Raw genomic sequence first — 21,181 nt, 5'->3', positions numbered from 1 at the left:
AAGAATTAATTACATGAAACTATCGGGCTTAGAGCCTCTGGTTTTTACCCCGGAAATCAATTTTGTCAATGTAGGCGAGCGGACCAATATCACCGGTTCGAAGAAGTTTGCCAGATTGATATTGAATGGGAACTACGATGAAGCACTGGAAGTAGCATTGGATCAAGTAAGAGGCGGTGCGCAGGTGCTGGATGTCTGCATGGACGAAGGAATGCTTGATGGTGAATTTGCTATGGTCAAATTCCTGAATCTTATTGCTTCAGAGCCGGAGATTTCTCGAATCCCGATTATGATTGATAGTTCCAAATGGAAGATCATTGTAGCTGGATTGAAATGCGTACAGGGAAAAGGAATAGTGAATTCTATCTCGTTGAAAAACGGAGAGGAGGAATTTATCCAGCAAGCCAAAACTGTCAAGAAATTTGGTGCTGCTGTGGTGGTGATGGCTTTTGATGAAGATGGACAGGCTGATACGTACGAGAGACGAATAGAGATCTGTGAGAGAAGCTATAGACTGCTGGTAGATCAAGTGAAGTTTAATCCTCAGGATATCATTTTTGACCCGAATATCTTCCCAGTAGCTACGGGAATGGATGAGCATAGAAAAAATGCGTTGGATTTCTTTAATGCTACCAAATGGATCAAAGCAAATCTCTCTGGTGCCAAGGTGAGTGGAGGCGTGAGTAATGTCAGCTTTTCTTTCCGGGGCAATAACCCGGTGAGAGAAGCAATGCACGCGGCATTTCTCTACCATGCGATCAAGAGCGGAATGGACATGGGAATCGTGAATCCAACTATGTTGGAGATCTACGACGATATTCCCAAGGACTTGCTTGATCGAGTAGAAGATGTGCTTTTTGATCGAAGGGAAGATGCTACCGAGCGTATGCTTGAGTTTGCAGAGACGGTAAAATCGGCAGATAAGAAGGATGTAGTAAACGAAGCTTGGCGTTCTGACCCGGTATCTAAGCGTATGGAACATGCCTTGGTGAAGGGAATTTTGGATTTTATCGTAGAAGATACTGAAGAAGCGAGAATAGAACTTAAAAATCCGCTCAAGGTAATAGAAGGGCCATTGATGGATGGGATGAATGTGGTAGGTGATCTTTTTGGCGAGGGGAAAATGTTCCTGCCTCAGGTGGTGAAATCTGCCCGCGTGATGAAAAAGGCAGTTGCTTATTTGGAACCATTTATGCCACTGCCCAAAGAAGGTGAAGAAGAATCTTCTTTGAAAAAAATCCTTTTGGCCACTGTAAAAGGCGATGTGCACGATATAGGAAAGAATATCGTGGGTGTGGTTTTGGCCTGTAATAGCTATCAAATCATAGATTTGGGCGTGATGGTGGATGCTCAGAAGATAATAGATGAAGCTGTAAAGAATAAAGTGGATATCATCGGACTGAGTGGTTTGATCACGCCTTCCTTGGATGAAATGGTGAATGTGGCCTCTGAGATGGAGCGACAAGGAATCAAGATTCCTTTGCTAATCGGAGGTGCTACCACATCCAGGATTCATACTGCCGTAAAAATCGATCCTGTTTATAGCGGGACAGTAATCCATGTAATGGATGCAAGCAAATCTGTTCCTATCGCTGGAGAAGCGATCTCTGAAGAAACTAAGGAGGCTTATAGACTGAAATACAAAGAAATCTATAAGCAACTTAGAGTAGAGCATGAGGCAAAACAATCACTCAAACAATTAGTAACCTACGAGCAAGCCAAAGGCAATCCAGTTGAGATTGATTGGAGTTCATATCTGCCTGTAGTTCCTAAGAAACTTGGCAGAACAGTGCTGAAAGAGTTGGATTTGAACTTAGTCCGCAAGTACATCGATTGGACTCCATTCTTTAGTACCTGGATGCTAAGTGGGAAATTCCCCAAGATTTTCTCGGATCCTATAGTCGGAGTCGAAGCCAAGAAAGTCTTTGATGAAGCGAATGAAATGCTGGATAAGGCTATTGCTGAAAAGTGGCTTTCTGCGAATGCCGTTTTTGGCCTTTATCCAGTACGAAGAAACGATGATGATGCAGCAGTATTTGATGTGGACGGAAATCAAGCAGGAACTTTTCACTTTTTGCGCCAGCAAGGTAAAAAAGGTAGAGGTGTACCTAACCGTTCATTGGCTGATTATTTACATCCTACGCAGACAGACTATATGGGATGCTTTGCAGTGACATCAGGTATAGGAATGGAAACCAAATTGGCTGAATTCCAGAAAGATGGTGATGATTTCAATGATATTATGTTCAAATCTATCGCAGACAGGCTGGCTGAGGCTGCTGCTGAGTACATCCATGAACAGGTGAGAAAGGAATATTGGGGTTACTCTAAAGATGAAAATCTAAAAAATGATTCTTTGATCAGAGAAGAATATCCAGGAATCCGTCCTGCCCCGGGCTATCCTGCTTGCCCTGAGCACTCAGAAAAGATGACGATCTCCAAGCTGCTAGATATGGAGAAGGAAATTGGAATCGAATTGACATCCAGCTTTGCGATGTATCCCACATCATCAGTTTCCGGATATTTCTTCGGTCATCCAGAGAGTAAATATTTTGGACTTGGCAAAATAGGAGAGGATCAAGTGGCCAGCTATGCAGAGCGAAAAGGAATAGCTCTCAAAGATGCGGAGCGTTTGCTCTCACCGAACCTAGCCTATCAACCTAATTTAACTCTAGTAGAACCTATTTCATAAAATCAAGTATGTCGAAGGCGACACAGAGCGTGATGATTATCAATCATGCGAGATTCTCCCGAATCGAGTTCGGAATAGTCTATCCCGTTTCCTTAGTCACGGGACAGGTTATGACCTTTGAAAGAAAAATATAAACAGATGAAAATAACAGAACACCTAGCGAATGCCAAAAACACGGTATTCTCCTTTGAAATATTACCTCCGCTGAAGGGCCAAAGCCTGAAAGAATTGCTGGAGGGAATCGCTCCTCTGATGGATTTCAAGCCACCATTTGTGGATGTGACTTATCACAGAGAAGAGTATATCTATAAGAAGCATCCCAATGGATTGCTGCAGAAAATCAGCACTAAAAAACGCCCGGGAACGGTGGGCATCTGTGCTGCCATTATGAATCGCTTTCACATTGATGCTGTCCCACATTTGCTGTGTGGGGGCTTTACCAAAGAAGAAACAGAGAACGCACTTATTGATCTAAACTTCATAGGAGTAGAAAATGTGCTTGCGCTACGTGGAGATGCGCCAAAGACTGAAGGAAAGTTTGTCCCAGAAACTGAAGGTCATGGCTTCGCCAGTGAACTAGTAGAGCAGATATTAAAAATGAATCAAGGGAGATACCTGCATGAGGAAACCGAAATAGGATTCCAAACTGATTTTTGTGTAGGAGTAGCGGGTTATCCTGAGAAGCATTTTGAAGCACCTTCTATGAGGTTTGATCTGAAATATTTAAAAGAAAAAGTTGACAAAGGAGCTGAGTATATCGTGACTCAAATGTTTTTTGACAATGAGAAATACTTTGAATTTGTAGACCAAGTTCGAGCCGCTGGAATTATGGTTCCTATTATTCCTGGGATCAAGCCGATTACCACTATTGGACAAATCACCATGCTTCCACGAACTTTCTTTTTGTCCTTGCCTGATCCGCTGATGGATGAATTGGAAAAGTGCCAAACCAATGCTGAAGTCAAGCAAGTGGGGGTAGAGTGGTCTATTCAGCAGTGCAAGGAACTTGTGAATAGGAAGGTGCCTTCCTTGCATTTCTATACGATGAGTAAAGCTGAAACTACATACAAGATTGCTAAGGAAATATTTTAGATTAAGCGTTATTTGATGACAAAAAAGCCTTTTGAAAGTTAATTCAAAAGGCTTTTGCTTGATTGGTAGTTTTTAGTCTTTATTAAGTTTTATGGTGATTTCCTCATATTTCTTCTTGGTCTCATCACCTAGTTTGTCGAAGTTTTTCTCCAGCCAATCCATACTTTCTTGAGTAGATTCTTCAAGTTCTTCAGTGGTGGTTTTGGTTCCAGATTCCATGTTTTCAGCCATTTTCTCCCACCAAGTCTCCACATTTCCCATGTGCATGTTGGCGGTTCTCTCGAAGTTTTCAGCTTCTGACTTGGCATTTTTTACCACGGTTTCATAGCGTTCTTCAATCATTTCAAGATTATCATCGTCCGCTTTTAGGTCATTATAGACTTTCTCAGCCCTGGAATCTAAACTGTCATACCGTTCGTCGATTATTGACCAGTTATGAACCGGTATAATCTTGACAGCAGTTTCTACGCTGTCCACGTAATTTTCAAGGTTCTCGGTGGCTTGTACACGATCAGCTTCCGTGTAGTTTTTGGTATCACATGAATACATTGCTACTACTGCTGCTCCGATAATTAGGGTTGCTTTAGTTTTCATTTTATCTATTGGTTTGATATTATTACTTAAGGTTGTTGATGGTTAATTCTATAGAAGCAGCTGCAATACTGTTTCCAAGCTTTCGTTAGCCTAAGAAAGGATTCTGAAAAGTGCTTTTATTCGCTCTATTCCTTGGTTTTCTCCGGGCTTGTTGATTTGCTTGTATTTGTCATATTCCCCAGTTTATGAGAATTATTGCCCAACTACTCCATTCTCTATACATTTTGTATATAGGTGTCAGTGATTTCCGTAGAATAAAGGGAGACTGATTTCAACATCAAGAAACCCACTTCCTTTGGCATATCAGTAAGAGAGTAGCTGATCTTTGGTAACTTGAGCCATGATTAAATTGATAGAATGTCCACGGGATGCGATGCAGGGAATGCCTGAGTTTATTGATACAGCTATCAAAGCTGCGTATATCAATCAATTATTGGAGGTTGGATTTGATACCATTGATTTTGGGAGTTTTGTGAGTCCAAAGGCAATTCCTCAAATGCGTGATACGGCTGAGGTACTGAGTTTATTGGATTTGCACCATGCTAAGAGCAAGCTTTTGGCAATAGTTGCCAATGTGCGAGGTGCAGAAGATGCTATGGACTTTCCTGAGATTGATTATTTAGGTTTTCCGCTTTCCGTCTCAGAGACTTTTCAGAAGAGAAATACAAATGCCAGCATCAAGCAAGCTTTAGGTACTGTAGAGGAGATTCAGAACCTTTGTGAAGTAAAGGGCAAAACCTTGGTCACTTACCTGAGTATGGGCTTTGGTAATCCCTATGGAGATCCTTATTCACCGGAATTGGTAGCAGGCTTAGTAGAAAAGCTGGATCAGCTGGGGGTAAAGATAATCTCCTTATCAGATACTGTAGGTGTGGCTGATGTGGTATTGATCGAAAGTTTGTTAAAACTTCAGATATCAGCCTTTCCCCACATAGAATTCGGTGCACATCTGCATAGCAAACCAGAAGCTATTGCGGCAAAAATAAAAGCTGGAGCTAAGGCAGGTTGCAGAAGATTTGATAGTGCGCTGAAAGGCTTTGGTGGTTGCCCAATGGCGAATGATGAGCTAGTGGGAAATATGGCAACAGAGGTGATGATTGAAACCTTGGAATCAGTAGGTTTTGACCTAAAACTCAATAAAGCAGAATTCACTGAGGCTATGAAGCTGGCAAATTTTGTGTTTAACCCTTAGTCTTGCGTCATCCTAGATCAGTATTCTATATTTTTTCCCCGGAAGTGACTTGACAATTCCTTCAAATTCCAATGATAAAAGTTTAGAAGAAAGAAGTCCAAGCGGGATTTCTGTAGTTAGACTTAGGGAGTCAATTTCCATCTCACCATTGTCCATCAATAGCTTCAAAATCTGCTGTTCTTCGTCATCACGGTTTGTCAAGTCAATTTTAGGTTTCTGCATTTTGATTTCTCCGGGTTTGCTCCAGAAAAGCGCTTCTGCTACGTCATTAGGACCCGTGTAGATATTCGCTTTCATCTTTTTGATCAGCAAATTACAGCCTTCGCTATACTGAGATTGTAGATTTCCGGGAACGGCAAAAACATCCTTATCGTAGCTGTATGCAATCTCTGCGGTGATTAAAGCTCCTCCTTTTTCGGCGGCTTCCACCACGATGAGTGCGTCAGAGAGGCTGGCAATTATTCGGTTTCGGGCTGGGAAATTACCTGGAACCATCGGGCTGCCCGGTGCATATTCACTGAGCAATGCGCCGGATTCCATAATTGCTTCTGCCGTTTTCTTATGAACAGCAGGGTATATATGACCGATGGGAGATCCGAGAACTGCTATAGTGGGCAACCCCACAGCTAGCGCTGCGCGGTGAGCCTCAATGTCTATTCCGTAGGCTAGGCCAGAAATAATGGCTGGTTGATAAACCAGCAGATCCTCTATAATCTTCCGAGTAGCGGATTTTCCATACGAAGTGGCACTTCGAGTACCCACTATTCCCACTGTGCGATCAAAATTTAACTTGCTGTTGCCTTGTGCGAAAATCACCACAGGACTATCTTCCTGCATTTTAAAACGATGTGGGAAATCAGGGTGAAGTGGGGTGAGAATTTGATAATGTTTTTTTTCACATTCATTGATCAGCCCGTCGGCTGCACGAAGCAATTCATTTTCTTGATTTCGAAGTGATAAGAGTTTATCTCCCACTTTTGGAGTCTTGGCAACTTTACCTTTGGGTAGTTTAAAAAAATGGACTGCTGATCCTGAATAAGCGACTATAGCTTTAAAGACTCCGGGGCCTATTTTTGGAGCTAGAGCTAATGCTAGATGATATCGTAAATCTTCATGAGCTTGATTTTGCATTGAATTCGTCCCGGATATTTATTAAAAAATCTTTGATTTCTTGGAGCCTTTGTACCGCCTGAACTTTATCAAATCCCTGTTCTTTACCAGCTTTAATTACCTCCTGGGCTCCCTGTAGGGTATATCCTTTTTCCTTTACCAGATGATAGATGTATTTGATCTTCTGGATATCGATCTTGGTGTAGCGGCGATTGCCTTTTCTATCTTTTTTAGGACGGATTATATCAAACTCACCTTCCCAATATCGAATCAGCGAAGGCGCAACTTTGAACATCTGCGCTACTTCTCCGATGGAATGATATTTCTTTTCTATTTCTCGCTCTTTGTACGGCACGGTAAAAATTGTCTTTGACTCTAAATTAATGAAAATGCAATAGTTTCTTCAAGAAGAACTTTAACTCATTAAGAAAAAAGCGATTAATTTATCGGTTTAGTGTTTGCAGCATCTGAACTGCAGCAAGTCCAGCGGTCTCCGTGCGGAGTCTGGCTGTACCAAGCGACACAGGTTTAAAACCTGCCTGAAATGCTTTCTGAATTTCTATTGGATCAAAATCACCTTCTGGGCCAATTAAAATGAGGTATTTTCCTTTGGGTTCGGCACAGTCAAACAAATGATGCTTATGGTTTTGATCCACGTAGGCGATGAATTTCTGATAATCTTCAAATTCTTCGGCTTCTAAAATTTCATTCAGCTTTGAAATGGAATGAAGACTGGGGATTTGATACTTGAGGCTTTGCTTGCAGGCAGATATTATTTTTTTTTCCAACCGATCAGTCTTCAGATAACTTCTTTCAGAGTTCGTGGTTTCCAAAAGCGTAAGTTCATGAAAGCCAATTTCTGTGATTTTCTCCACCATCCACTCCATTCTGTCTGGGCTTTTGGTAGGAGCAATGGCTAGATGGATGTGGAAATTATCCTCTTCTACTTTGGTGGTGTAAATAACTTTGAGACTAGTCTTTTTTGGATTAGCATCGAGTAGTACACATTCAAATAGAGTCCCTTGTCCATTTGTGACGAAGACATGATCTCCCTGCTTTTTGCGCAGCACTCTACAGAGATGTTTGGATTCATCTGGCTCAAGAGCAATATGGGGAGGGGTTATGTTTTCTTGAAAAAAGAGCTGCATAGGTAAATTTACTTAGACACAAAAAAAGCACATTTCCCGAGGAAATGTGCTTTAGTACAGTATAAACCTTTTAAACTATTAACCTTTTGAAACTTCCATGCTGACACTTTTGCCCTTGATGGTGTTGTTCTTCATTCCGTTGATCACTTGATCAGCGTCTTTGGAAGGAACATCCACGAAAGAGAAATTGTCATAGATATCAATTCCGCCAATGCTACGTCCTGGTACACCGGTTTCACCTGCGATTGCACCTACGATATCATTTGGACGGATCCTATCTTTTGCACCAAGATTTAAGAATAGACGGGTCATGTTCGCTTCGCGAGCTCTTTCGGGTCTTTTACCACCATCTCTGGAGCCAGCTTCACGGCTTCCAAATTCTCTTCTTCTCTCACCGCCTCTTTCATTTCTTCCTCCTCTTTCACTGCGTTCGCCTCTTCCGAAACGCTCACTTCTTCCGCCGTCACGTCCACCTTCTCTTCTTCTGTCTCCACCGGATGCGTCTATGCTAAAGTTCTGATCAGCCATTTCTTTAATGGAAGAACCCATTACTAGTTTGATCAAACCCACTGCAACTTGATCAAGTGTAAGTCCTTCAGCAAGCATCTGTCCGATAGTTGCTTCGAAGATTTGATTGTCTTCTTCTTTCTGTACTTGTTCAGTTACGTCTTTTACGAATTTTGCTTTTTTCAATTCGATCAATTCCGTAGCGGAAGGAGGGGACATCTTGGTGATAGTAGCTTTGGTATATCTTTCCAAATCTCTCATCTTGAAGCTATCTCTTCTGCCAGTCACAAAGCTGATTGCTTTACCGCTTTTGCCTGCACGGCCAGTACGTCCGATTCTGTGTACATAATATTCTTCGTCTAATGGAAGGTCGAAATTGAATACGGCTTCCACATTATCCACGTCAATACCTCTTGCTGCCACATCAGTCGCTACCAATACTTTGCAATGTCCCTTACGGAATTTGCCCATTACTTTATCACGCTGAGCTTGAGAAAGATCACCATGAAGTGCATCAGCAGATATTCCTCTAGCGATCAAGCCTTCAGTCACCTCATCTACCATTCTCTTAGTGTTACAGAATACTACGCTTAGGTTGATGTTGTGGACGTTCATCAGACGAGCCATCAATTCCAGTTTCAATGGATTTTTGACTTCGTAGAATGTTTGCTCGATGTTAGAAACAGTAAGTTCCTTTTTGTCAATTTTAACAATTTCAGGATTTGTCTGATACTTTCTAGTCAAATCCATAATTGGCTTGGCCATAGTAGCAGAGAAGAATACTGTCTGTCTTTCCTGTGGCATTTCCTTAAGAATCGCCTCGATATCATCTCTGAAACCCATATCTAGCATCTCATCAGCCTCATCCAAAACTATGATGCCGACAGAGTCAAGCTTCAATGTGCCACGGTTGATGTGATCTTGTACACGGCCTGGAGTACCTACGACGATCTGAACGCCTTTACGGAGAACTCTGATCTGACGATCAATAGATTCTCCACCGTAGATAGCTACAGAATTGATTGCTCTGTGATACCTGGCAAGTTTTTGGATTTCGCCTTCTACCTGAACAGCAAGTTCGCGGGTAGGGCATAGAATGATTGCTTGCGGCTTGTTTAAATCAGCATCCACCAAATCGATGATTGGAATACCAAAAGCAGCAGTTTTACCTGTACCGGTTTGAGCCTGTCCTATGACATCTCTACCTTGTAGGATAAAAGGGATTGTTTGAATTTGAATTGGGGAAGGTTGGGTATAGCCCATCTCTTCCACTGACTTAAGAATTTCTGAAGAAATTCCCAAGTCTGAGAACTTGAGTGTTTGATCCATGATGTTTCCTTAATTTCCCTGCCATTCGGTCCTAATAAATATCCCGACAAGCGACAGTAAGGAATTCACGGCACGAAAAATTGTTCTTTGTCTTATTGACGGCACAAAAGTAGGATTATTATTTTGGAATACCAAACTGCTTCCAAAAGTATTTAGAATAATCGTGAGATAACGGAGGATTTTGACGAAAAATATTTGGTATGGCTAGGAGGGAAGGTTTTTTTCAGGGGAATCTATTGAATGTATTGAGATTTTATAAATTTCTCCACTGTTCATCTTCTTCCTTCAAGAGCCAATCTTTGGACAATGATTTTTCTGATATTAAATACTTAGATATGGGATCTTCTACTTTATCATTCGCTAGTTCCTTTTCCATGGAAAAATATAGCGCCTTCTTTTCTTCCTTAGATAGTCTTTTCAAAGATTGCTTTAAGTAAGCTATTGATAAAGCTGGCTTTATCGATTTCATGTTAGAAAAGTTTTTAATCGAAGCAACTTTCAATCCTATCTCATAAAAACGATGTATTCTCACTCGCTTCCACGGTCATTTTCTCAGCAAGTTCATTTCCCAAGTATCGGTCAATAATACCATGAGCAAGGTATAGGAGAGGAGTAAGAATGATCGCAACCGTCATTTTGTAGAGGTAATTCATTATTCCTACCGCGATGATTTGGCTGATACTCCAGTTTCCAAACACATAAAAAGCGATACCCAGTACCACAAATGAATCGATGAACTGGCTGACTAAAGTAGATCCAGTGGCTCTGAGCCAAATCTTGTTTTCTCCGGTGATAGCTCTCAGCTTTTGGAACACATAGACATCGATCAGTTGACCTAGGAGAAATGCTGTAAGTGAACCGATAATAATACCCAATCCCTGGCGGAAGATGGTATTGAAGGCATAGCTGATATTAAAACGCTCTCCATCAGGAGTTGTAGCATTCACATCCAACCAGAAATCTGCCGGTGTTAAGACCGTGACTAAGCTGATTACGATAAATGCATAGGCAATCAATCCGGCTGTAATAAAAGAGATTTTCTTCACCCCTTTTTTACCAAAATATTCATTGATAATGTCGGTGGTGATGAACACAACGGGCCAGATAATCGCGCCGGCAGTCAGGTTGAAATCCAATAGATACTCTTTGAAAAAAGTCCAATTGACAGGATCAAAACCAAGAGTTTTCTCAGCAGAAAAAATCTTAACTCCAATGATTTCTGCCAAAATTGCATTGGTCAGAAAGATGCTTCCCAGTATGATGAAAAGATTAGTCTTTCTGGAGTTTTGGGTCTTGTTCATATGGCATAAGTCTGACCTTCCTCACTCAATATACTAGCTGGAAATACACTCTTCGCTTCATCAAGCAGTGGTTCCAAATGCACATATCTTGACGAAAAATGGCCAAGCAATAGCTTTTTGACCTTACTGACTTTGGCCACTTCAGCTGCCTGCATAGCTGTGCTATGAAATGTCATGGCAGCCCGCTCCTTATTGTCTTCCATAAATGTAGATTCGTGATAAAGTAAATCTACATTTTTCAGATAGTGTTTTAAATCAGGATTGAAAACCGTGTCGGAACAATAGCCATATGTCCGTAAAGGAGGTAGAGGATAGGTGTAATCTTTGACCTTGAAAAGATTGCCCTGATCGTCCCTAAAATTTTCTCCTGAGCGCAAAGCCTGAATTGCTGCGAATGGAATAGGAGCTTGCTGTAGCTTTTCCTTGATCATACTTCGAAGTCCAGCTTTCTCTCGAATCAAAAAACCAGTGGTAGGAAGTCTGTGTTTGAGTGGAAAACTAAACACATCGTAGAGGCTGTCTTCCAATATCAAATACAGTCCATCATCCTTTGTTTCCACAAAGTTCAGTGGATAGTGTAGCTTGGTGTTGCTAAATCTAAAATTGGTCGTAATTATCTCATCTAGTCCTTTCGGTCCGAAAATAGTCAGGGGAGTGGTTCGCTTCCCTAGATTGTAGCTTGAGAGCAATCCTACCAGCCCTAGGTAATGATCCCCATGTAGATGGGAAATGAAAATACGATTGATCTTGGAGACTTTGATCTTGAAAGCGTGTGCCTGGAGCTGCATGGCTTCTCCACAGTCGATCAGTAAAAAATCCTGCCCAAATCTAACGACCTGGGCAGTATGATGTCTTCCATGCACGGGGATGGAGGAAGTGTTTCCTAATATGGTGACTTCAAAGTCTGGTTTCAACCTTCCTCCTCCTCTTCTTCTTCTTCTCCGCTTTCTATTGCATGCATGAAGATGGCTTCACTTGCTTCTTCAAGGGAGCTAACCAAGTTAAGTTTTTTGTCAAGCATAGAGATTTTCAACAGTTTCATCACATGATCCTGAACACTGGAGATGATAAAAACACCACCGTTTTTAGTAAATTCCCGATCGCCAACTAGCAATGCGCTTAGTCCGGATGAATCTACATATTTCACTTCGCTCATGTCCAGAACAAGATTTTCGAAGCCTTCAGCGTGAATTGTCAAGAATTCAGATTTTAAAACCGGAGCAAGTAAAGAATCCAATTTTTCTTCCTGTGGAGTGAAGATGACGTACTGTTCTTTTTTATCAATTGAATATTTCATAGTATGATTTGATTGTTCTTTTAGCCTAAATGTGAAAGAATTGCCTTTTCAATTCTAGACTCAATTTCTGTTGTGTTTGCTTTATGGAATTTTTCTCCAGTTATTTTTTCGAAGAGCTCAATATAGCGATCAGAGATGCTTTCTACAATTTCGTCTGTCATTTCAGGTACAGATTGTCCATCCTTACCTTGAAAACCATTCGAAATTAACCATTGCCTCACAAATTCCTTTGAAAGTTGTTTCTGCGAAATACCTTTTTCTTGATTTTCCGTGTAGCCATCGGCATAGAAATAGCGAGAAGAATCAGGTGTATGTATTTCGTCGATCAGGAGAATCTGATCGCCGACTTTTCCAAATTCATATTTAGTATCCACCAGAATCAGCCCCATTTCATTGGCCATGGACTGACCTCGCTGGAATAATTCCCGGGTGTACTTTTCCAGTTGTGTATAATCTGCTTCGCTTACTATTCCCTGCTTCAGGATTTCTTCTCTGGAAATATCCTCGTCGTGCCCTTCGTCGGCTTTGGTAGTAGGAGTGATAAGTGGCTCAGGAAAAGGATCATTTTCGCGCATATGCTCAGGCATCGCTACCCCGCAGATGATTCGCTTACCAGCTTTATATTCTCTGGCAGCATGTCCTGACATATACCCGCGTATGACCATTTCTACCTTGATTGGCTCGCAACGGATACCAATCGTGACATTGGGGTCAGGAATAGAAGTTACCCAATTCGGTACAATGTCAGCAGTGGCTGCCAGGAATTTGGCAGCGATTTGATTCAGAACCTGCCCTTTGTATGGAATTGGGCGGGGTAACACTACATCGAAGGCTGAGATTCTGTCAGATGCAACTACAACCAATTCTTTGTCAAACATATAAACATCACGAACTTTACCTTTGTAAAATTCCTGCTGTCCGGGAAATCGAAAATGGGTTTCTTTGATTGCGTTACTCATCCTTTTATTGTTTGGGCAAAAATAGAAAAAGCTTTGCCTTTCTTCTCTTCCCGGATCTATTATTTATTGGTTTTGTTTCCGTTTTCGTAGGTTTCCATAATCACGAGGCCTCCATTTTCATCAAAATACTCACGTTTACCCTGTAGTTTTCCAGCTTGAAAACGTCTGATTTCCTCCAATGAACCATCTTCTCTGTAAATTCTCATCTCACCTTGAAGCTCCTTGTTGAAGTAATTGACGGCGAAGTGAACTTGGCCATTTTCAAAATAATTTATTTCCAAAACAGGATTTCCCAGTTTATCAAAGGACTTTTTCTGCTCGATATTTCCGGATGCGTAATATTTCTCTGTTGGCTGCACAGGAATACCTTTTTTGAACAAGGATTTCTCTCTCACAGTCCCATTTTGGTGATATGAAATCAATGCACCTTCCTCATATCCCTTTTTATAAATCCCCCTTCGCTCAGGAGATCCATCAGGATAGTTCAGTTCATAGATCCCATCCAACAGCCCTTTAGAATAATCAATCTTAGATAGCACTTGTCCGTCCTCATAATATTGCGTTTCCCGCCCATCCAATTCTCCTTCATCATAAGTAGCTGAGACGATGAGCTGCCCGTTTTCGGAAAATTCTTCAAAAAGCCCATCGTATCTACCTTCTGAAAAATACACGTTGGACGCTTGCTTTCCCGATTCATAAAAGGATTCGCTTAGGCCATCAGGTTTATTGTTTTTGAAATTGGTTTGGTCACTAATCTGCCCAGATTCAAAATAGCTAATCACGTGACCTTCAATTTTATTATCCTGGTAGGTAGAAATCTGTTTTAGCTTTCCATCAGGGTAAAAGCTTTTCGATTGTCCTGACCTGACATTATCCACAAATGGGATTATCCTCACCGTATCACCGGTATCTGGATTCAAATCGATAAACAGCCCGTATCTTTGTTCATTTTTCAATTGACCAATCTGAACTAGCTTACCTTCTTCGTCAAATCGCTTAATTTCACCATTTGCTATGCCGTTCACTGTGAAGTACAATTCCTTGATAAGGGTTTCTTCCTCATCATAATAGGTGCGTACAGTATCCTGAGCCAATGTAATATTGGCAAGTATGCTGGACGCAATCGCGATAAGAAGGAGTGTTTTATACATGGGTAAAAAGAAACCACAAGACAAAAAATCTTGTGGTTAAATAATGGTTGAAAATTACATTTTCTCAATAACCAGCGCAGAAGCGCCACCTCCCCCGTTGCATATTCCGGCAACACCTATGGCGCCGTTTTTCTGATGCAATACTGAGTTCAGCGTACTGATAATTCTGGCTCCTGAAGCGCCAAGTGGATGTCCCAAAGAGACTGCTCCACCGAAGACGTTGACTTTGTTGTTGTCCAAGTTCAATTCCTTAAGATTGGCTAATGCTACGGCTGCAAAGGCTTCATTGATTTCGTAAAAGTCTATGTCCTCAGCAGTTAATCCTGCATGCTTGATCGCCTTTGGGATAGCCAAGGCAGGAGCCGTGGTGAACCAAAGTGGATCGGTAGCGGCATCGGCAAAGCCTCTGATTTTCGCCAGTGGCTTAAGTCCCAGTTCCTCTGCTTTTTCTTTGCTAACTAACACCAAAGCGGAAGCTCCGTCATTCATCGTAGAGGCATTGGCTGCTGTGACAGTTCCCTCCTTATCAAATACAGGTCTAAGTGAAGAAATCTTATCAAACATTACATTTTTGTATTCCTCATCTTCGTCTATGACAATAGTTTCGCCTTTTCTGCCTTTCATTTCTACCGGCACCACCTCATCTTTGAAATAGCCCTTTGCCCATGAGTCTGCGGATCTCTGGTAAGACTGAATGGCATACGCATCTTGCTCTTCACGGCTGAGGTTCATTTCCTTGGCAGTGTTGTCTGCGCAGTTTCCCATCGGGAATTTATAATACGCTTCGAAAAGCCCGTCTTTTACCAGGCCATCCACAAATTCAGCATTTCCATATTTGTAGCCAAATCTCGCTTTAGGTACATAGAAAGGTGAATTTGACATGCTTTCCATTCCCCCTGTCACTACTACCTCATTGATGCCTAGCATGATGGACTGAGCACCAAACATCACCGCTTTCATGCCGGAAGCACAAACTTTATTGACAGTCGTACAGGGAACATTGTAGCCGATTCCAGCACCAATCGATGCTTGCCTGGCAGGCGCTTGTCCGAGATTTGCGGAAATCACATTCCCCATAAAAACTTCCTGAACTGCTTCTGATTTCACACCTGATTTCTCTAAGGCACCTTTAATGGCAATACTTCCTAACTCAACTGCTGTCAGCCCAGCTAATTTACCACCAAAACTTCCCAAAGGAGTTCTTATGGCTGAAACGATATATACTTCTTTGATCATGATTAGTTGGGTTTTGTTGCTGTTAGGTGACCGATGTAGGATGCCCGGTGTAGATGGTTCATCGGTCATCTAACATCCAGCATCCGACATTTTCACCAATCAGGAATACCTCTCTTAGGTCTCTCTGTCGCCTTTTTCTTGTTTTGCTGAATGTAGCGTAACTCGGCAGCATTCATGCTTTCTAGGATTTGAGCAGCTTGCTCAGGAGTGAGATTCATAGCCTTCAGCTTTTCTTTAAATTCTTCCATGGCTTTTTGCTTGTCAGCTAGATTGGCATCCATCTGATCGTTTGCATTTTCTCCTGGCTTATCGTCACTTTGCTCTGATGGATCTCCAGCTTGGGATTCTTTGGCTTTGTCTTCATTGGTTTTCTCGCCATCTTCCTTGGATTCTTGCTGTTCACCATCTTCTCCCTGGCTTTCCTGATCTTCCTGCTGCTGTTTTTCCTCCTGGTTCTGCTGGTCTTGCTTCTCTTGGTTCTGCTTATCCTGCTCCTCTTGTTCTTTTTCGAGCTTTTCTTTTAATGCTTGAAGCTTTGCATCTGAAGGGAATTTGGACAATCCATCATTCACAGTGGCTAAGGCCTGGTCCTTTTCAGTTTTGACATAGGAGCGAGCCGCACGATTGAAGTATTCGCCGGAGGTTTGGGCTATGCTGTAGGATAAGCTTAGGCTGAAAGCAAATGCCACAAGTAATAGAAATTTATTTCTCATCGATCTCTGTGATTTCTTGTAGGCTCGTGATAAAATCTTGATAAGCAGCAACTGTTTCGTCTTGTTGCATAGCTTCATTCATAAGGTTCAACGCATTTTTGAAGCGGAATTGTTCCACCATCCGGTCTGCCTCTGCTTTTTTTCGCTTCGCAAAGTCAGATGGTTCAGGTTTGTTTTGATCTTCTTTTTTGCGCTCCTCATCCCGTTGCAACCACCTTGCCAGCATTTCATAATTGTATCTGGCGACTTCATTAGTAGGATCTTGGATCAGCGCGGATTTGAATTTGCTCAGCGCTGGTTCATATTCCTTTTTATTTCCCAAAATCACTCCTCCTTGATTAAAAGCAAAGGAAGAAAGCACCTTATTTGGAGCAATTGAAGCTTTGTCGTAAAAACCACTGGCTTCATCTACTTTCTCTGCATATTGATTACTCAATCCGAGATTGTAATCCAGCTCCGGAGAAGCATATCCAAATTCGTCAATTAGAAGCTGATGATTCGTGATAGACTGCTCATATTCAGCTTTGGCGTAGCTTTCTGCTGCCAAGTCAATGGCTGTATTCAACCTGGAAACCCGAGTCCAAGATGCGGGAATCAAAAGGAAAATTGCTAAGGTTAGCTTACTCCAGCTCATTTATAATTTGATAGTTTTAATTGGCAACATCATGTCCAGCAAAGAGAGGACTAGACCTGCCAATAGGAAATAAAAATATTTATTTGCGGAAGCCTCCACTACTCTGGACCCTGTGACTCCGCCTTCTACTCGCTCTAATGCAGCTGTTAAATCCCCGATTTCTTGAACTTCATCAGAAATCTCAAAGTACTGTCCATTAGTTTCGACAGCAATCTGCTGAAGAGGCACACGGTCAAGGATCGTTTGTGCAGGTTTGCCGGTTTGAGGATCTATTACCAAACCGTTCCCTCTGGGGATGCTACTGCCACCCACCGTCCCAATTCCTAAGGAAAAGACTTTTATTCCTTCACTATTCAAGCGAGAGCCAATATCATCAAGATCATCTCCGAAATTTTCTCCGTCAGAAATCAGGATAATTGTTTTGGACTTCACCTCTGGGCTTTCATCATTCATAAATCGTTCTTCAGCCATCCTCAGCGGGCTATTGAGGTCGGTGCCAAAATTAGGAACCAAACCTGTATTCAGCCCATCTATGTATAATTGAAGTACGCTTTGATCAAAAGTAAGCGGGCACTGCATGAAAGCTTCGGAACTGAAAATAATCAGGCCTATTCTATCGGAAGGAAAACTTTTGGTTAAGTTTTTCAATTCAAACTTGATACGCTGCAGTCGGCTAGGGCCAATATCGGTAGCATTCATCGACTGGGATAGATCCACTGCGATGAAGATATCTTTACCTTCTTCCTGGATTTCCTTCATCGATGTGCCGATGGAAGGGCCGGCAAAGGCAATCAGGAATAACACAAAATAGCTAGTTCTGATGACCATCTTGGTGAATAGCCTTCGCTTCTCTACGATAAGCTTACGGTTGATCTTCCAGTAGCGAAATAGATAAATAAAGTACAGCAAACCGAAAATACCGGCTAGCAATAGGGTGAGTTTTACATCCGGATAAGCCCAAATCATAGCTTGAAATTATAAAATAAAGATTACTTTAAAAGGGTGAATTCGATAAGTGGTGGGGCTAAATTCAAATCTTCTTCATTATTAACAAACATTAATTTTTTGGAATCGTCTAGCTTTAGGTTCAGTATTCTAATAATTGAAGCATGAGGCCACTTGCCAATCTGAGTAAATTCATACTACTATCGCTTTTTGTTTTGACATTTTCTGAGGTTAATGCACAGGAAACCAACGTTTTTACTGCGGAAGTGCTTGATGTAAGCAACTCATCACCACTTGAAGGGGCTAGTGTTTATTGGGAAAATGAAGTTTCTTCAGGAGTCGTATCAGGGGTCAATGGTTTTTTTCAGATAAAAATCAACTCCTTGCCTACCCGGATTGTAGTTTCTTTTATAGGCTTTAAAACTTCCACACGTGTCATCACCGTGAAAGATCTGGAAAAATCCCAACGATTTTTCCTCAAACCCGAAGAAATGTCTCTCGATGAAATAATCATCCGGGAGAGGAGACCTGATGAGCAAGTCAGAAATATGGAAACAGGCAAGGCGACTATTCCAATCGCAACTATTAAAAACATTCCAGCTCTTTTTGGTGAAGTAGATTTGCTCCGGAGTCTGCAATTGCTGCCAGGAGTGCAGACAGCGGGGGAGGGGACTACCGGATTGTTTGTGCGTGGTGGTTCGGCAGATCAGAATTTGGTGCAATTGGACGGCGCACCTATTTACAATGCTTCTCACTTTTTTGGATTCTTTTCAGTATTTAATCCCGATGCGCTGGATCAAGTGGAGCTTTACAAAGGTAATATGCCAGCTTCTTTTGGAGGGAGACTATCCTCTCTGATTGATGTGACTTTGCGGGAAGGAAATAAGGAACAGATTCACGGAGAAGGAGGAATAGGTACTATTTCGTCGCGATTGACACTAGACGGGCCACTTTTTTCTGATAAGTCCACCTTTGTAATATCTGGAAGAAGGACTTATGCAGATGTGTTTTTGAAACTTTCAAATGACCAAGACATTAAAAACAACAAACTTAATTTTCATGATTTAAGCGGAAAATTAGCTTTTATTCTAAGTGAAAGAGATAAACTGACAGTATCCAGCTATCAGGGCAGCGATTTTCTTGGTCTTGATGATCAATTTGGATTGGGATGGACAAATTGGATTTCCTCAACTCAATGGAGTAGGAATATTTCTGAGAAGTTGTTTTTCGATTTACAAGGGTATCATTCACGCTATAATTACCGTGTAGAATTCGATGATCCTGATACGGGTTTTGAATGGAAAAACAGACTTTCTGAAACAGGCGTAAAGGGGCAATGGACATTTCTTAAAAATGATAAAATCCAAAGCTATTGGGGTTTTCAAAGTCAGTTGTATCATTTTGCCCCAATAGCATTGAACCCTGCGGAGAACAGCAGTATAGGGTCAATCCTGACTAATCCAAAGAACGGTTTACTCAATAGTGCTTTTGCAGGTATCACTTACGCTATCACCCCCAAACTCAGCACTGAAGTCGGACTTCGATGGGGTTTTTTCAATCAAATAGGGAAAGGTGTCAACTACATCTATGAAAGCAACGAAGTAGGTCCGGATAGTCCGATCATAGATACGGTGAGATACAAAATGCTTGAAAATATGAAGTTTTATCAGGGACTAGAGCCAAGAATAGCTTTCCGATATTTGATCAACGATGAGTTTTCGGTGAAAGCTGCATACAACCGCAATTTTCAATATGTGCAAATAGCATCAAATAGCTCGGCAGGATTGCCGATAGATCGCTGGATTCTGGCAGGAACTTATGTGCCTCCGATACGATCTGATCAGATTTCACTTGGGCTATTTCGTAATTTCAATGAAAACCGCTGGGAATTTTCTGTAGAAGGATACTACAAAGATCTAAGAAATGTAATCGATCTGCGCAATGGAGCCCAGGTATTATTTACGGATAATGTAGAGACTGAACTTCTCACTGGAAATGGCTGGGCTTATGGAGCGGAGTTTTTGCTGAGAAAAAATATCGGTAAAACGACGGGTTGGCTGGCATATACCTATTCCAGAACTTGGAGGAAGATTCCTGATATTTCTTTGGGACAGAAATACAATCCGAGATTCGACAGGCCACATGATATTACCCTAGTTATCAATCATGAATTTTCCCCGTCGTGGTCTGCGGGCCTGACGTTTATTTACACTACAGGGCAGGCCGTTTCATTTCCTATTGGAGTGTATGACCTGGATTATCAATCTGTCCCGTTGTATTCAGCTTATAGAAATGAGGATCGTTTTCCGGATTATCATAGAATGGATGCCTCCATCACTTGGAAAAATGCCGATAAAGGAAGAAAATGGAAAGGGAGCTGGAACTTCTCAGTTTATAATTTATATGGAAGAAAAAATCCTTTTGCCTATGAATTCAGAGAGATTTATAATGACAATTTCCGATACGATGGTCGTGAGGATGGACCGGTAGTGTCAACTAAGCAGGGTATAGTAATGACCTATTTATTTACCTTTTTACCATCGATCACCTATAATTTCCAGTTTTGATATGAGGAGAGTTTGGATTGTGATTTTAGGAATAGCGGCTTTTTCTTGCCAAGAAGAAGTAAACCTTCCATTGGCCACCATCGACGGAGAAGTACCGATAATCGAAGCCATTTGGACTAATGATTCTTACTACAATGAAGTAAATATTTCGCTGGCAAGAAATTATTTTGATTTGGTAGAGACCAAGGTAGTGTCTGATGCACAGGTTTTTATTAGCAGTCCAAGCAGTACATTAAAACTACCTTTTTTATTCAATGAGATATCCCAGAGTTATCTGCCGCTTTATTCTGGGGAAGTAGCAAAGGTGGGAGAGACTTATCAATTACATGTAGTTTGGAATAATAATGAGTACAGGTCTTCAGGAACGCTACTAGCTCCCCCTACAGTCGATAGCGTTACCTATCAATATCAAGAAGATCGTCTCTTTCGGGATGAAGGATATTATATAAAAGTGTATGGTGAAATCCCATTTGAAGAAAATAATTATTATAGAATCCGAGTGATAGAAAACGATACACTGAAGAATGACCGCGAAGATTATTTGCTGTTCGATGATACATTCGGCTTAAGATTTTTTGAAGAGGGTCTGGAGTTGAATTATTCTTTCGACGAAGGAGATAAGGTCAGACTTGAACTCTTCAGAATGAATGAGAGCTCTTTCATGTACCTCTCTCAATTGGTCAACTTGCTATATAATGATGGAGGACTATTCTC

At 41.5% G+C, this 21,181-nt stretch carries 21 protein-coding genes; 6 read left to right on the top strand and 15 right to left on the bottom strand.

All coding sequences use genetic code 11. The features are described 5' to 3' along the window. Positions 1-13: 13 nt before the first annotated feature. Genes metH through metF form a run of 3 tightly spaced genes read left to right on the top strand, consistent with a single transcriptional unit; the run spans position 14 to position 3,784 of the window. Positions 14-2,692 carry a methionine synthase gene (metH, locus tag U3A58_RS09315; protein WP_323823148.1) on the top strand — a complete coding sequence of 893 codons (2,679 nt, stop codon included), beginning with the start codon at positions 14-16 and terminating at the stop codon, positions 2,690-2,692. Positions 2,693-2,700: 8 nt separating this feature from the next. Further along, a complete protein-coding gene (locus tag U3A58_RS09310) occupies positions 2,701-2,826 on the top strand; it encodes a hypothetical protein (RefSeq protein WP_323823147.1) in 126 nt (41 codons plus the stop codon). A gap of 4 nt (positions 2,827-2,830) precedes the next feature. Then, a complete protein-coding gene (gene metF / locus U3A58_RS09305; RefSeq protein WP_323823146.1) occupies positions 2,831-3,784 on the top strand; it encodes a methylenetetrahydrofolate reductase [NAD(P)H] in 954 nt (317 codons plus the stop codon). A gap of 72 nt (positions 3,785-3,856) precedes the next feature. Here the strand turns inward: metF and U3A58_RS09300 are convergent, their stop codons facing one another. After that, the gene (locus tag U3A58_RS09300) at positions 3,857-4,378 is read right to left on the bottom strand and encodes a hypothetical protein (RefSeq protein WP_323823145.1); all 522 of its coding nucleotides are present in this window, start codon (positions 4,376-4,378) and stop codon (positions 3,857-3,859) included. A 340-nt stretch (positions 4,379-4,718) separates the two neighbouring features. Between U3A58_RS09300 and U3A58_RS09295 the strand changes: the two genes are divergently transcribed. Then, positions 4,719-5,570 (top strand): beta/alpha barrel domain-containing protein, encoded by an 852-nt coding sequence (locus U3A58_RS09295; protein WP_323823144.1) that lies wholly within the window; start codon positions 4,719-4,721, stop codon positions 5,568-5,570. Between the two features lie 12 nt (positions 5,571-5,582). On the opposite strand, the gene dprA is transcribed toward U3A58_RS09295, so the two are convergent. The 14 genes from dprA to U3A58_RS09225 all read right to left on the bottom strand — a co-directional run bounded on the left by dprA (position 5,583) and on the right by U3A58_RS09225 (position 17,921). Then, positions 5,583-6,701: a DNA-processing protein DprA gene (gene dprA, locus U3A58_RS09290; protein ID WP_323823143.1), complete on the bottom strand. Its 1,119-nt coding sequence runs from the start codon at positions 6,699-6,701 to the stop codon at positions 5,583-5,585. Beyond that, positions 6,682-7,035: a MerR family transcriptional regulator gene (locus U3A58_RS09285; protein ID WP_323823142.1), complete on the bottom strand. Its 354-nt coding sequence runs from the start codon at positions 7,033-7,035 to the stop codon at positions 6,682-6,684. Before U3A58_RS09285 ends, dprA begins: the two co-directional genes overlap by 20 nt. A gap of 88 nt (positions 7,036-7,123) precedes the next feature. Further along, positions 7,124-7,828: a 16S rRNA (uracil(1498)-N(3))-methyltransferase gene (locus tag U3A58_RS09280; RefSeq protein WP_323823141.1), complete on the bottom strand. Its 705-nt coding sequence runs from the start codon at positions 7,826-7,828 to the stop codon at positions 7,124-7,126. Between the two features lie 78 nt (positions 7,829-7,906). Then, positions 7,907-9,664: a DEAD/DEAH box helicase gene (locus U3A58_RS09275; RefSeq protein ID WP_323823140.1), complete on the bottom strand. Its 1,758-nt coding sequence runs from the start codon at positions 9,662-9,664 to the stop codon at positions 7,907-7,909. A 253-nt stretch (positions 9,665-9,917) separates the two neighbouring features. Next, positions 9,918-10,133 (bottom strand): hypothetical protein, encoded by a 216-nt coding sequence (locus U3A58_RS09270; RefSeq protein ID WP_323823139.1) that lies wholly within the window; start codon positions 10,131-10,133, stop codon positions 9,918-9,920. A 40-nt stretch (positions 10,134-10,173) separates the two neighbouring features. Further along, positions 10,174-10,965 (bottom strand): queuosine precursor transporter, encoded by a 792-nt coding sequence (locus U3A58_RS09265; protein ID WP_323823138.1) that lies wholly within the window; start codon positions 10,963-10,965, stop codon positions 10,174-10,176. Then, positions 10,962-11,879: a ribonuclease Z gene (locus U3A58_RS09260; RefSeq protein WP_323823137.1), complete on the bottom strand. Its 918-nt coding sequence runs from the start codon at positions 11,877-11,879 to the stop codon at positions 10,962-10,964. Before U3A58_RS09260 ends, U3A58_RS09265 begins: the two co-directional genes overlap by 4 nt. Further along, positions 11,876-12,262: an STAS domain-containing protein gene (locus tag U3A58_RS09255; RefSeq protein ID WP_323823136.1), complete on the bottom strand. Its 387-nt coding sequence runs from the start codon at positions 12,260-12,262 to the stop codon at positions 11,876-11,878. Before U3A58_RS09255 ends, U3A58_RS09260 begins: the two co-directional genes overlap by 4 nt. A 20-nt stretch (positions 12,263-12,282) precedes the next feature. Then, complete coding sequence (locus U3A58_RS09250) at positions 12,283-13,221, bottom strand: phosphoribosylaminoimidazolesuccinocarboxamide synthase (RefSeq protein ID WP_323823135.1); 939 nt, start codon at positions 13,219-13,221, stop codon at positions 12,283-12,285. Positions 13,222-13,280: 59 nt separating this feature from the next. Next, entirely contained in the window at positions 13,281-14,372 is a 1,092-nt protein-coding gene (locus U3A58_RS09245) for a toxin-antitoxin system YwqK family antitoxin (protein ID WP_323823134.1), read from the bottom strand. A gap of 54 nt (positions 14,373-14,426) precedes the next feature. Beyond that, positions 14,427-15,605, bottom strand: a complete 1,179-nt coding sequence (locus tag U3A58_RS09240) for an acetyl-CoA C-acyltransferase (protein ID WP_323823273.1) — start codon at positions 15,603-15,605, stop codon at positions 14,427-14,429. A 95-nt stretch (positions 15,606-15,700) separates the two neighbouring features. Continuing rightward, complete coding sequence (locus tag U3A58_RS09235; RefSeq protein ID WP_323823133.1) at positions 15,701-16,321, bottom strand: hypothetical protein; 621 nt, start codon at positions 16,319-16,321, stop codon at positions 15,701-15,703. Then, positions 16,311-16,955, bottom strand: coding sequence for a hypothetical protein (locus U3A58_RS09230; protein WP_323823132.1), 645 nt, complete (start codon positions 16,953-16,955; stop codon positions 16,311-16,313). Before U3A58_RS09230 ends, U3A58_RS09235 begins: the two co-directional genes overlap by 11 nt. Then, entirely contained in the window at positions 16,956-17,921 is a 966-nt protein-coding gene (locus tag U3A58_RS09225) for a VWA domain-containing protein (RefSeq protein WP_323823131.1), read from the bottom strand. Between the two features lie 143 nt (positions 17,922-18,064). On the opposite strand from U3A58_RS09225, the gene U3A58_RS09220 reads away from it, so the two are divergent. Then, the gene (locus U3A58_RS09220) at positions 18,065-20,467 is read left to right on the top strand and encodes a TonB-dependent receptor (RefSeq protein ID WP_323823130.1); all 2,403 of its coding nucleotides are present in this window, start codon (positions 18,065-18,067) and stop codon (positions 20,465-20,467) included. Between the two features lies 1 nt (position 20,468). Beyond that, a partial coding sequence (locus U3A58_RS09215; RefSeq protein WP_323823129.1) for a DUF4249 family protein occupies positions 20,469-21,181 on the top strand: 713 nt, incomplete at its 3' end.

The organism is Algoriphagus persicinus (assembly GCF_035156415.1).
GTDB classification, from domain to species: domain Bacteria; phylum Bacteroidota; class Bacteroidia; order Cytophagales; family Cyclobacteriaceae; genus Algoriphagus; species Algoriphagus persicinus.
Note: the sequence above shows the minus strand (reverse complement) of the source record. Positions and strands in the feature narration are given on the sequence as shown.

What these genes read in the sequence shown, in the direction of transcription:
- metH (WP_323823148.1), top strand. Translation starts at nt 14, where the DNA reads ATGAAACTATCGGGCTTAGAGCCTCTGGTTTTTACCCCGGAAATCAAT.
- U3A58_RS09310 (WP_323823147.1), top strand. Translation starts at nt 2,701, where the DNA reads ATGTCGAAGGCGACACAGAGCGTGATGATTATCAATCATGCGAGATTC.
- metF (WP_323823146.1), top strand. Translation starts at nt 2,831, where the DNA reads ATGAAAATAACAGAACACCTAGCGAATGCCAAAAACACGGTATTCTCC.
- U3A58_RS09300 (WP_323823145.1), bottom strand. Translation starts at nt 4,378, where the DNA reads ATGAAAACTAAAGCAACCCTAATTATCGGAGCAGCAGTAGTAGCAATG.
- U3A58_RS09295 (WP_323823144.1), top strand. Translation starts at nt 4,719, where the DNA reads ATGATTAAATTGATAGAATGTCCACGGGATGCGATGCAGGGAATGCCT.
- dprA (WP_323823143.1), bottom strand. Translation starts at nt 6,701, where the DNA reads ATGCAAAATCAAGCTCATGAAGATTTACGATATCATCTAGCATTAGCT.
- U3A58_RS09280 (WP_323823141.1), bottom strand. Translation starts at nt 7,828, where the DNA reads ATGCAGCTCTTTTTTCAAGAAAACATAACCCCTCCCCATATTGCTCTT.
- U3A58_RS09275 (WP_323823140.1), bottom strand. Translation starts at nt 9,664, where the DNA reads ATGGATCAAACACTCAAGTTCTCAGACTTGGGAATTTCTTCAGAAATT.
- U3A58_RS09270 (WP_323823139.1), bottom strand. Translation starts at nt 10,133, where the DNA reads ATGAAATCGATAAAGCCAGCTTTATCAATAGCTTACTTAAAGCAATCT.
- U3A58_RS09265 (WP_323823138.1), bottom strand. Translation starts at nt 10,965, where the DNA reads ATGAACAAGACCCAAAACTCCAGAAAGACTAATCTTTTCATCATACTG.
- U3A58_RS09255 (WP_323823136.1), bottom strand. Translation starts at nt 12,262, where the DNA reads ATGAAATATTCAATTGATAAAAAAGAACAGTACGTCATCTTCACTCCA.
- U3A58_RS09250 (WP_323823135.1), bottom strand. Translation starts at nt 13,221, where the DNA reads ATGAGTAACGCAATCAAAGAAACCCATTTTCGATTTCCCGGACAGCAG.
- U3A58_RS09245 (WP_323823134.1), bottom strand. Translation starts at nt 14,372, where the DNA reads ATGTATAAAACACTCCTTCTTATCGCGATTGCGTCCAGCATACTTGCC.
- U3A58_RS09235 (WP_323823133.1), bottom strand. Translation starts at nt 16,321, where the DNA reads ATGAGAAATAAATTTCTATTACTTGTGGCATTTGCTTTCAGCCTAAGC.
- U3A58_RS09230 (WP_323823132.1), bottom strand. Translation starts at nt 16,955, where the DNA reads ATGAGCTGGAGTAAGCTAACCTTAGCAATTTTCCTTTTGATTCCCGCA.
- U3A58_RS09225 (WP_323823131.1), bottom strand. Translation starts at nt 17,921, where the DNA reads ATGATTTGGGCTTATCCGGATGTAAAACTCACCCTATTGCTAGCCGGT.
- U3A58_RS09220 (WP_323823130.1), top strand. Translation starts at nt 18,065, where the DNA reads ATGAGGCCACTTGCCAATCTGAGTAAATTCATACTACTATCGCTTTTT.